The sequence below is a fragment of the Culicoidibacter larvae genome (assembly GCF_005771635.1).
GTDB classification, from domain to species: Bacteria; Bacillota_I; Bacilli_A; order Culicoidibacterales; family Culicoidibacteraceae; genus Culicoidibacter; species Culicoidibacter larvae.
Map to the genome: position 1 here is coordinate 409,343 of NZ_VBWP01000001.1, position 12,347 is coordinate 421,689.

At 37.4% G+C, this 12,347-nt stretch carries 9 protein-coding genes; all 9 read left to right on the forward strand.

Going from position 1 to position 12,347, the window contains the following annotated elements:
* Entirely contained in the window at nt 1–1,887 is a 1,887-nt protein-coding gene (locus tag FEZ08_RS02190) for a DUF6077 domain-containing protein (protein WP_138190061.1), read from the forward strand.
* A gap of 145 nt (nt 1,888–2,032) precedes the next feature.
* Nucleotides 2,033–3,184 carry an AI-2E family transporter gene (locus FEZ08_RS02195; RefSeq protein ID WP_171014886.1) on the forward strand — a complete coding sequence of 384 codons (1,152 nt, stop codon included), beginning with the start codon at nt 2,033–2,035 and terminating at the stop codon, nt 3,182–3,184.
* Between the two features lie 12 nt (nt 3,185–3,196).
* Nucleotides 3,197–4,438 (forward strand): DNA recombination protein RmuC, encoded by a 1,242-nt coding sequence (locus FEZ08_RS02200; protein ID WP_199287990.1) that lies wholly within the window; start codon nt 3,197–3,199, stop codon nt 4,436–4,438.
* A 28-nt stretch (nt 4,439–4,466) separates the two neighbouring features.
* Nucleotides 4,467–5,354, forward strand: a complete 888-nt coding sequence (locus FEZ08_RS02205) for a YitT family protein (RefSeq protein ID WP_138190064.1) — start codon at nt 4,467–4,469, stop codon at nt 5,352–5,354.
* A gap of 70 nt (nt 5,355–5,424) precedes the next feature.
* Complete coding sequence (locus tag FEZ08_RS02210; protein WP_138190065.1) at nt 5,425–7,437, forward strand: GGDEF domain-containing protein; 2,013 nt, start codon at nt 5,425–5,427, stop codon at nt 7,435–7,437.
* A gap of 15 nt (nt 7,438–7,452) precedes the next feature.
* Nucleotides 7,453–7,899 carry a 50S ribosomal protein L9 gene (gene rplI, locus FEZ08_RS02215; protein WP_138190066.1) on the forward strand — a complete coding sequence of 149 codons (447 nt, stop codon included), beginning with the start codon at nt 7,453–7,455 and terminating at the stop codon, nt 7,897–7,899.
* A 12-nt stretch (nt 7,900–7,911) separates the two neighbouring features.
* The gene (gene dnaB / locus FEZ08_RS02220; RefSeq protein ID WP_138190067.1) at nt 7,912–9,264 is read left to right on the forward strand and encodes a replicative DNA helicase; all 1,353 of its coding nucleotides are present in this window, start codon (nt 7,912–7,914) and stop codon (nt 9,262–9,264) included.
* A gap of 145 nt (nt 9,265–9,409) precedes the next feature.
* Nucleotides 9,410–10,837: a peptidoglycan DD-metalloendopeptidase family protein gene (locus FEZ08_RS02225; RefSeq protein WP_138190068.1), complete on the forward strand. Its 1,428-nt coding sequence runs from the start codon at nt 9,410–9,412 to the stop codon at nt 10,835–10,837.
* Between the two features lie 18 nt (nt 10,838–10,855).
* On the forward strand, nt 10,856–12,307 hold the full coding sequence (locus FEZ08_RS02230; RefSeq protein ID WP_138190069.1) for a peptidoglycan DD-metalloendopeptidase family protein: 1,452 nt from the start codon (nt 10,856–10,858) through the stop codon (nt 12,305–12,307).
* Nucleotides 12,308–12,347 lie beyond the last annotated feature (40 nt).

Genomic DNA, 12,347 nt, shown 5'->3' on the forward strand with positions numbered 1-12,347 from the left:
ATGATTGGGTTTATATTTCTACCAATAATTTTCTTTATATTATATGGATTGGGTAATGGCATAACAAGCTTTTTAGATTTAAAGGTGAAACATAAGACTTTATATGGTTTTATTATTCTATTTGTTCCATTGTCAATTTTAATGTCAATAACCGCGGTATTACATCTATCGTGGCCACTTTTCTCAATATTATTTTCTTTAATATTATTTGTAGCAATAGTTAGTGCTGGATATTTTATTTACAAGTTAAAGTTATATAAAAAAATAAACCTTGGGGAGCTTTGGGGTTATGTAAAGTCAAATTATTTTTTGTGGTTATTAATAATTCTAATTATTGGATTAGTGATTTTTGATATTGGTACAGTCTATTGGGATTCAATAAGTGGAAGTAATTGGGATGACTATTTATATGGGGCAAAAGCTTTAAAGGCTATTGGCAGTTCTGCTATCTTTTCTGAATCACCATCAGTTTTTGGTGTAGGACTAGGGCTGCATGAACTAATTCCTAGTTGGGAGCTGTTCACATCATATTTTTCGAGTGTTTTTTCAGTTGCCCCAGCGCTGTTTAATCGATTAATAGTACCGTTTTTCACTGTTCCAATAATTATGTTTTCATTGAGCGAATTTCTTTATCAATTAAATGAGCGGAGAGAATCAAAATATCATTCATTTTGGCTAATTGGTTTAGCTTGTCTTATTTTAACAATGTACGGATTTGAGTTTAATAAATTATTGACATCACCGTGGTTTGGGAATGTACTAGTGACGGTTATGTACTTACCCTTAATTTTTTCTTTATTTTTTCAGAGTATTAAGAATAAAAAAGCTCTCTGGCTGTGGATTTTACTTCCGATAGCATTTTTAAGTTTTTCTTCAGTTATGCTTCTATACAGTGCTATTTCCTATATTGTTTTGATTTTTATTTGGAATATGAAAAAGCAATATGAAATAAAAATTGCGCCTGTAGTATTAATCGTGGTGTCAATATGTTGTCTAGTTGCGATTGGCTATTCAATTTGGTTAATGCATGTACCGTTCAACGAAATTTTAAGTATAAACTCGGCAACAGAACAGCTGAATTTTATTGATAGCATTAGAAGCAAGACACTATTCTTAGTCATTGCGTTGTTGTTATTTGTTTATCGAGTGGCTAAAAATAAAGCAAGTTTTAATGAGAAGTTGTTTGTAGGATTCATGTTAGCATTCATATGTGTATGTGCTTATGTTCCGATATTTAGTAATATTTTGTTTAATTTGATGAATTTTCCTTTCAGACGTTTTTTGGAAAGTCTATTAATATTATTAATGGCATATTCTGGGTTTGTAGTTGTGGATACACTATTCTCTGAACTAAAAGTAAAATACCTAATTCCTATTATGTTATTAGTACTTGTAATCGTTCAAGACCAAAACGAATTTCCAATTACTACAGAACGTTATCAAATGAGTACGGTGAAGTTTCCAAATTTGATGTCGGAAACAGTGAATGACATTGCAGAAATGTTTGACCAGCGCAATTCTGTGATTAGATTTGTAACGGTGGCTGATGTTGATAATGATAATATTGAAATGCCTGAGGACGGTATAGGGGAATCATATTTTTTTAATGGCAATAATTTATTTTTATCAACATACTATTCGAGATATATTGATATTGGTGATGGTATTCTGGCTCTAAGTAAAAATGCATATTATGCAGTTCCTCGCGGAGATATCGGAATACCAGATGAGGCACTTCATGTCATTAATCCAGATAATATGGATGCAATAATCACGGATTCAATTGAATTGCGTAATCAGGTAATGGATGATTATTCAACAGCAGAAATGTATGAAATAATGAATACTGAATTGAGAAAGCCTGTTTATGTTATTTTTATAAATTAATTTTAAAAACGCAAACTTGAGGAGTTTGCGTTTTTTTATTTTTCTCTAAGCGGAATTCAGGTGAATTCGGTTTATTTAAGTGGGTTTTTATGTTAAGATTATACTAACTTCTACGAAATTATATATGAATGGCGGTAGCATAGATATGTTTGGGAAAATTTTTAACCAGAAGGACTTAGGGCCCCTGCTGCTTATTTTAATAAAGGTTACAATTGTGTTGCTTGGGATTGGTGCTGTGATGCTGGCTTTATTTGGCATTCAGTGGCTTTGGCCAACAGTCAGTTTTATTTTGAATGGAATTTCAGCATTCATTATTGGCTTCATTATTGCCTTTTTAGCACATCCGGCAGTAGTCTTTTTACAGAAGCGAATTTGTTTTAATAATCGTGGCGCAGCAATATTTTTATTTATTGTTTTATTGGTGGCTTCGTTAGTATTTTTAGTGTTACCATTAATTCCGCAAATATATGAACAAATCATTATGTTGAAGGATGCTATTTTTAATTTGCTATCTTATTTGCAGGAGACCTTTAAAATTGATTTGTTCGGTGAGCTTGCAACATTCTGGCAAAAGAATGTTGATAGTTTTGTTAACTACCTGAAAGAGTCACCGAATCAGGCTCTGAGTGCAGTGAATAGTATTGCTGGTTGGTCAATCGCAGCGATGATGACTATTATCGCCGCTTTGTTTTTCTTATTTGATTTTGAGAATTTGCTTGGACGGATTAGCGGAACATTGCCTTATCGCCGACGAGAATCATTTACTAAGTATTTTACAGGGTTATCGAAAGAGATTTATGCTTATTTTAAAGCATTAGTGTTAAGCACCGTAATTTCATCAATTGTGTTCGCTATTGTATTGTTCGCAAATGGGGTTCAAAATGCTTTGCCGTTGGCAATTGTTATGAACTTGTTTAACTTTATTCCGATTATTGGTTCGTTTATTACTACAGTGTTGTTAGGGCTGGTAACAGTTCCTGTTTCTTTACAACTGACGTTGTTTGCTTTTTTGCCACTGACAATTTTCATGCAGATTTTCATTAATGCAATTGCACCGCGTATTTATGCTCGGGCAATCAGTGTCCCTAATATTTTAGTTATTTTGGCTATTTTAGCTGGCGGTAATATTCTTGGATTTGTCGGTATTTTAATGGCAATTCCGATTTTAGTAATAATTTTATATACAATGCGATATATCAAAGTGAGAATGTGGCGCCGAGTGCGAAAGCAAGCGGAGGTTTTACGCCAACGTAAACATGATATTTTAGTGTTTGAGAATGATCGAACAATATTGTAAAGGATGGCAAATATGGAATTATTGCTTTTAGTTGTAATTGCGATTAATTGTTTGTTTGGGATAATTATCATTTTGATGATTATACGAAGCAATAACAATAAAGGAGCAAGTCGTGAGCAGATACAAAGTTTACTTGCTCAAAGTAGTCAGTTGCAAATGCAACAAACCCATCAAGTAGAGACTAATTTAGTTGAAAGATTCATTAAGTTAGAACAAGCGACAAGCAAAGACTTGTTTGTCTTTAAAGATAATATTACGAAGGAACTTAATGCTGATTTCAATCGTTTGAATGAACAACTTGAGCGTCGATTATTGGCGATTAACGAAAAAGTTGAGCAACGTTTGGATAAAGGATTTGAAAAGACGAGTCAGACTTTTCAGAATGTTATTGAGCGTTTAGGTAAAATTGATGAGGCGCAGAAGAAGATTGATGCGCTTTCGACTAATATTATTTCATTACAGGATATTTTGACCGACAAGAAGACCAGAGGGACTTTTGGCGAGGTGCAGCTAGCACATATTTTTGATACAGTTTTTGGTGCTAATGATCAGATTTATCAGTTGCAATATCGGTTGAAGAATGGGACGCAGACGGATTTGATGTTATTTGCTCCAGATCCTCTAGGCTCAATTGCTATTGATTCTAAATTTCCTTTGGAAAATTATCGTCGCTTGACTGATCGAACTTTGTCTGAGGTTGAGGCAGCAAGTGTTGCCAAGCTTTTTGTCAGTGATGTTAAAAAGCATATTGATGCAATAGCAGATAAATATATTTGTCCGCCGGAAACCGCGGATCAGGCGATTATGTTTATTCCGGCAGAAGCTATTTTTGCTGAGATACATGCTTACCATAGCAATTTGATTGATTATGCCAGTAAGCGTAACGTTTGGATTGCTTCGCCAACTACATTGATGGCATTATTGTCTACATTGCAAGTGGTTCTGCGTAATATGGAACGAGATAAATACGCTCAGGTGATTCGTGAAGAGCTTGAGCGACTAGGTTTAGAATTTGCCAGATATAAAGAGCGCTGGGATAAGTTGTCGCGCAGTATTGATACGGTGTCGAAAACAGTTAAGGAAGTTCATACAACTACGAATAAGATTACTCGTCGGTTTGATGAAATTTCCAATGCGAAGTTTATTGAGGCAGCTGAGAATAATCCGGATTTACTGTTGAATGATCGGTTGAGTGATTCAATGGTTACTGAATATAATTGGGACGATGATGAAGACGTTGAAGATGATGAATAGAGCTAAATAGTTTTGGAGCGTGAGCAACATGGATTTTATCGCTAAAATGAAACAATTTGATAAACGGACTTTTTTTGAGGGGCTTGTAGCAGTTATTGTTGGCTCTTGTATATATGTTGCGGGGTTTAAGTTGTTTGCTATTCCTGCCGGTGTGTATAGTGGTGGTATTACGGGTCTTAGCCAGATTCTTGAAGGTTATTTAGCTAGTAACTTTGGGATAAGTCTTTCCCTTGGGATGCTGACCATTCTAGCTAATATTCCGCTGCTTATTTTTGGTTGGTTGAAGGTAAGTCGGAGTTTTGTAATTTTGAGTATTGTTTCAGTTGTGACTACTGGGGTTTTGTTGAGTGTAGTGCCTACCTATTCAATTGCTGATGAGATTTGGATTGATGTTTTATTTGGTGGGTTGTTAATTGGTGCTGGAACCGGGATTAGTTTGCGCTATGGTGGCTCAACTGGTGGTATTGATATTATTTCGATGTATGCTTCTTTACGCCGCGGTGGTGCTTTTGGCAACTACTCATTGTATATCAATGCCGGAGTTATTTTGTTGGCAGGTTTGGTTAATAATCTTGAGGTTGCTTTGTATACTTTGATTATGATTTATGTTTCAACTCAGGTGGTAAATACAATTCATACTCAACATCGGAAGTTGACAGCCTTTATTGTTACTGCTAATCCTGAGCCGATTTTGCATCAGTTGCACGTTCGCTGTAAACGTGGCGGAACGGTTATTGATGCGCAGGGGTCGTTTTCTGGGCAAGAACGTAAGATGATTATGACGGTTGTATCAAGCTATCAGCTGCATATATTGCGTGAAATTGTGTCGGTTTATGATGAACATGCATTTGTGAATATTGTGCCAACAAGGGATATTTATGGGAACTTTGCCTCGATTTTTGGTCGCCAGAAATAGTGATTAATTTTGATTTTCAATGACTTTTTCAGTATAATTAAGGGGTAACTCAAAAAGGAGGCAATGCGGGATGAAAAGATACACACCACAACGAATCAAAAATATAAGACGTATTGGATATATTATCATTGCGATAATCGGTGTTGTATTGCCACTGATTATTTTGTTGTTTTCAACCTCAGGAAATCCTTTTGACGAGCCACTAGGCTTTTTAAAATCATATTTAGGATTGCTGGCTATTGTATTTTTTGTTTTGCTGATTGCAACAATCGGAGTCAGCTTTTTCTTTATGCATATAGTGGAACGCCGCTATGAGGAGTATGTGAAAGGACTTGCTGCAGATATTGATAACACTTCATTTGAATTTATTAATGAGATGAATATTGGTGTTCTTGCCTATGATGAGCTTAAGAAGATTAGTTGGACTAATAATCAACTAAATGATTTACTAGGTGAGGTTATTGTTGATCGCACCTTAAGTGAAGTATTTCCTCATGTTAATTTACAACAATCTGAGGATAACAATGATGGTTGGCTTACTTTTGAGCAAGTACCGGTTGGAACAAAAGTATTTAAGGTTTTACATAATGTACAAAAGCATATTATATACTTAATTAATGTTACAGAAGAGTATGAATTGAGAACTCATTATGAAAATGAAAAAACTGTTATTGGTTATATTTTCATTGATAACTATGATACTTTATCGTCAATGGAAGATCGTTTGGGTATTGATATTTACTCACATATTCAACGAGCTATTTCGGTTTGGGGACAGCAGTTTAACATTTATTTGCGGCGCTATTCGTCATATCGCTGGATTATTGTTGGAGACCAAGAAACATTAGCAACAATTCTTGATGATAAGATGAGTATTCTTGACCGGGTGCGGGAGATTGGTAAGGAGTTTGCTGCGCAAACAACCGTTAGTATTGGTTTTGGTAACGGTGATGCGCGTTATGTTGATTTGTCTCGTCAGGCTTTGGAGGCTTTGGAACTTGCGCAAAGTCGTGGTGGTGACCAGGCGGTTGTTAAAGATGAGAAAAACAATGTCCAATTTATTGGCGGAAAAACAAATACTATTGAACGCCGTTCTCGAGCACGTGCTCGGGCGATGGCGAACACTTTGCATGCGTTTATTGAACAAGCAGAGCATGTGTTAATCATGGGGCATCGCTATGGTGATTTGGATTCGCTGGGAGCATCTATGGGTGTGTTGGAAATTGTTGAGGCCCATAAGAAGAAGGCGAAAATTGTTATTGACTTTGAAACTTGGAGTGAAGATACGGTTCAACAATGCAAAGAGCTATTGAGTGACCATAGCGATATTTTTATTGCTCCGGTAGACTTGGACTTCCGAAACTATAATAATGATAATACTTTAGTTATTGTTGTTGATGTGAATACTCCGGCATTGGTAGAATTCGATAGAATTTTATCTTATCCGACAATTGTTATTGACCACCACCGTCGTGGCGCGGAAACAATTGAAAAAACATTGGTTACTTATATTGAACCATATGCATCGTCGGCTGGTGAATTGGTGACGGAACTTATTTCTTATCAGCCAATGCATATTAATCTGCGAAATTCTACGGCAACGTTATTGTTTGCAGGGATTGTTTTAGATACGCAGAACTTTATTGTTCGTACAAGTGCCAGAACTTTTGATGCCGCATCGTTATTACGGACTTATGGTGCTGATGGTGTTTGGGTGCAAAATATTTTTAAAGAACAATTCGACAGTTTCTTTGAGAAATATCGAATTATTGAGCAGGCAATTATCTTCCATAATCATATCGCAATTGCTCCTTGTCGAGAGAAGGATAATTATACTCGCCAATTCTTAGCGGAAGTGGCTGACCGCATGCTGAGTTTTCAAGGTGTCCAGATGGCCTTTGCAGTTGGTGAGCTTGATGATGGCACTGTTGGTGTCAGCGCACGTTCAATAGGTAGTGATAATGTTCAGATTATTATGGAAAAATTAGGTGGAGGCGGCCATTTTAATAATGCTGCCGCACAGATCAAAGATACTAATATAGATGAAGTAATTAAACAAATTAAAACAATTATAGAAGAATAGACGAGGTGAACAACAATGAAGGTTATTTTTTTAAAAGATGTAAAAGGAAAAGGTAAGGCTGGCGAAGTGAAAAATGTTGCCGATGGGTATGCTCAAAACTTTTTGATTAAAGGCGGGTATGCAGTTGAGGCGACAGCAGCCAATTTAAAGCAGCTTGAACGCAATAATGACCGTAAGGCTCAAGAAGAAGCGGATTTGGTTGCGGAATTAAAGGCTGTTGCTAAGCAGTTAGAGAAGCTTACATTGCAATTTCCGGTAAAAGCTGGAAGCGGCGGAAAAGTTTTTGGATCAGTTTCTTCGAAACAGATTGTTGAGCAATTACAAAAAAAGCATAATATAAAAATTGATCGTCGTAAGTTGCAACTTGACCATGCTATTAATACTTTAGGTATTACTGAGGTGCCAATCGGTTTGCATAAAGATGTGAATACGAGTATTCGCGTACAATTAGTTGAAGAATAAGAGGGAAAAATAATGGAGAACAGAGTTTCAGTTCCACATAATATTGAAGCAGAGCAAGCTATTTTAGGGGCTATGCTTATTAGTAATGACGCGGTAATCACCGCGAGCGAACAGTTAACTGAGTTCGCCTTTTATTATCCAAGTCATCAAATGATTTTTGGGACTATTTCCGGCATTCATCTTGATGGTACGCCAATTGATATTACAACAGTTAGTGCAGCCTTAAAGGAGCGCGGCGAGCTTGACAAGGCAGGTGGCGTGAGTTACTTGTATGAATTGATTAACAGTGTGCCTACTGCGGCCAATGTTGAGTATTATATCAACATTGTTGAGAAGGAAGGCTTGCGTCGTCAATTGATAGAAGCAACGATGGCAATCAATAAGGGCGCATTGACTGAAAGTGAAGATATTGAGGAACTGTTGCAGCAAGCTGAACAAAAAATTTTACAGGTTGCCAATAACCGGCGAATGGGACAGTTTGAACGAATTGATAAGGTATTGAATCAGACTATTGATTATATTGAAAGTTTGAAAGCAAATGCCGGTAGTGTTACCGGTTTGAAGACAGCTTTTCGTGATTTGGATAAGATGACTGCTGGTTTGCAACGTGGTGACTTGATCATTGTTGGTGCCCGTCCTTCGATGGGGAAAACCGCATTTGCCTTGAATATTGCCCGGAATGTTGCTTTGCATAATGATGGCGCCAGTGTGGCAATTTTCAGTTTAGAGATGAGTGCTCAGCAGTTGGTTATGCGTATGCTTTCAGCCGAGGCCCGAGTAGAAGCTGAGAAGCTTCGGAACGGGCAATTGACGAATCAGGACTGGAGTAAGTTGTCAATTGGAACAAGTATTCTTGGAAAGACTAATGTATTTATTGATGATACGCCAGGGCTTACGATTCAGGAGATTCGTTCGAAGACCCGGCGTTTGAAAAACGAGAAGGGTCTGGATTTAATTATTATTGACTACTTGCAGTTGATTCACGCGCATGTGCCGGGAAATAGTCGGCAGGAGGAAGTTAGTTATATTTCGCGCTCTTTGAAGGCATTGGCGCGGGAATTGGAAGTGCCGGTAATTGCCTTGAGTCAGTTATCGCGGGCAGTTGAGTCCCGGCAAGAGAAGAAGCCGATTATGTCGGATATTCGTGAGTCGGGAAGTATTGAGCAGGATGCTGATATTGTTGCTTTCTTATACCGTGAAGATTATTATGATCGTGATTCGGAGAAGGATAATATTATTGAAATCATTATTGGTAAACAGCGGAATGGACCGGTTGGCAGTGTTGAACTTGCCTTTATAAAAGAGTTCAACCGTTTTGAAGATTTGACGCAAATTACCGATGGTTATGTACCGCCGAGTGTATAGAAATTGAAACCTCTGGCTGCTTTTGCAGCCAGGGGTTTCAGCTTGAAAAGCAGCGTTTCCCCGATGAAGAAACGCTGCTTTTGTGGTTTTGCATTTTTAAAATTAATTTGATATAATATAAGCTTACTGGAGGTGCTTAATCTTTATGCACACTGGCAATAAAATAAGATTAGTTTTGAAGTCTATAGCATTAGCTTTCGTTTGTATAGCTGCTGTTATGGTTATATATATTTTTCAACATCAGGTTCTAGCATATGATTCGGGGGTTAATAAGCCATCGTCACAAGTGGTTAGTCAAATATACGTAGACAATACTTACGTGGGAAGTGTTCGTAATGTGGATGAGTTTAAGACATATCTGGCAACGATTCATTTAGGGGCAACTACTAATAATGGTGGTAAGATTTATCTTCCGGATAATGTGAATATTATTAAGGATTTTGATGATGAATTAGGTGCTGATACCATGGAACGTTATGAAGAGCTTGCAGAAGTTGTTCCGGTAGAGGCTGATGCGATAAAGGTGACAATTGAAGGTGGTAATGAGTTGATTGTCAGTGATCGTTCAGTTTTCAACGAAGCGGTTGCAGAGTTAAAGGAAGATTACCGAATTGCTAATAACATTAGTGAGACTGAGGCCGGCTTAATAGATCCGGTTTTAGTTGAACAGAATATTGGTTTTAGTAAAGTAGTTGCTAACACAAATGATATTCTTTCAAAAGAGGATTGTTTGAAGGTTATTATTGCTAATGTTGATCAGGAATCAACATATCATCCTAATCCTAATGAGACGATTAGTCAGGTTGCTGATAGCAATAATATGGATGTTAATCAGTTGCTTATTTTAAATCCAGATATTACTGAACAGACGTTAATGACACCTAGTCTGGATGTCACGGTTGCACCGATTGAACCTAAGATTACTTTTTCAATGTTACAGATTATTCAAAAAGAAATGGATATTCCTTATGAAATTGAGTACATTGATGATGATAGTAGTTATCAGGGTGAAGATACAGTCGTGCAGGCCGGAGTGCCGGGACGGGAACTTGCTCAATTTTTAGTACAAAACAAAAATGGAGAACAGATTATTCGTTTTAAGCAGGAGTCAACGATTTTATCAACACCAACAAAAGCTATTATCTTGCGCGGAACGATGGAGAAACCGGATCGCGGAACCGGTAATTTTATTTGGCCTAACGGCAGCCGCCGGGTTTCAACAGAATTTGGTGATGATGATTTGTTTGGTTCTTATCGTTGGCATGGTGCGATGGATATTAATGATTATTCCGGATCACCAATATGGGCTTCAGATAATGGCGTAGTTGTTGAGGCTGGATACAACGGGTCATATGGTTATACAGTTGTTATTGATCATAATAATGGTTTCCAAACCCGATATGCACATATGCTTGCTGATAGTATTACGGTGCATGTTGGTGAGATTGTTACCCAAGGAACAACAATTGGGCAAATGGGCTCAACCGGACTTTCAACCGGAACACATTTGCATTTTGAGATAATATTAAATGGAACGAAAGTAAATCCGCGCAATTATTTGCCGGCGGAATAGATACCTGTGAGGTGGAACATGATACTTAAAGAAGAACATAAACAGAAAACGGAATTTGCAATAGTTATTGCTGCAATAGCTATTGTTGTCGCTCTGGGAATTCTTTTTAGTGTGCTTGTATTGCAAAACACGACTCTTTTACATGCTCAATCAGGCAGTGAAGTAAAGGTTTACGAAATTTATGAAAACGGTAAAAAAGTCGGTACGGTGAGTGATAAAGAAAATTTCACAGCATATGTTTGGAAAGAACAGAGCAAGAATATTAATGAAACTGGAAAATTGTATTTCGGTGATTCGGTGCAGATTATGACTAATTATGTGCCGGTTTCAGCGTTGCCTGAAGATAACGATAGGTTGTATAAAGAAATTATGGATCAGCTCACAATCGAAGGTACGGCATACCAAGTTCATTTAAGTAATGGTAATACTTTCCATGTGCGTAGTCGTCAAGAGTTGCTTGATGAGATTGAGCGTCTCAAGGATATGCATGCGGTAAAAGATGTTGATCAAAATGATGCTTTAGCAGTTGCTGAGGCAAAAAGTAAGATGACTTTAGGTGTTGAGTACACGCTTAAAGAAACAACAATAAACATTGAAGAGTCTTTAAGCGGCAGTGATCTGACTCATTATTTACTTACATCAAAGCCAGTAGCTGATAGTACTTATGATACTAAGGCTGGGGATACTTTAGCAACAATTGCCGGTAAAAATGAAATGTCGGTTGTCGAGTTGTTAGAGTTGAATCCGGGATTAAACGAAAATACTTTAGTAACTCCTGAATTAGAAGTAAATGTTACTTCTTTGAATCAGGTGCTTGAGTTTACTAAAATGGAAACCAAAACTTATACCGAAGAGATTCCTTATGAAATTGAGTATAAAGATGACGCTACAATGAGTAGCGGTGAAGAGAAAGTTGAACAGCAAGGACAGAATGGTTCGGCAATTGTTGAATACTTGGTTCGTACGGTAAATGGTGAAGAAGTTAAGACTGAGCAACTTTCAAAAGTTGTGGTAACTGAACCGGTCAAGGAAGTTCGATTGCGTGGAACCGGAAGCAGTGCTTCATTAAATCCGGGAAGTCCGAACTTAGATCCTGGAAATGGTCGCTTTATTTGGCCGGCAGCTGGGATAGTGACTTATGAGTTTATGGATCCGGCATATGGTGGACCGCATTATGGTATTGATATTGATGGTGAAACCGGTGATCCGATTTGGGCTGGTGATAGTGGTTCGGTTGTACAAGCTGGCTGGAATGGTGCTTTCGGATACTCGGTGATGATTGATCATGGTGATGGAATTCAAACTCGCTATGCGCATTTAAGTGCTATCTATGTTAATGTTGGTCAGTCAGTGAGCAGGGGAGAAACAATTGGTGCAATGGGCGATACAGGGTTAAGTTTTGGTTCGCATTTACACTTTGAAGTGCATATTTATGGTGAGCGGGTGAATCCACGACCATATTTACCATAAATTGGATATGAGATGGATATTGGAATGGAGTGATTAAATA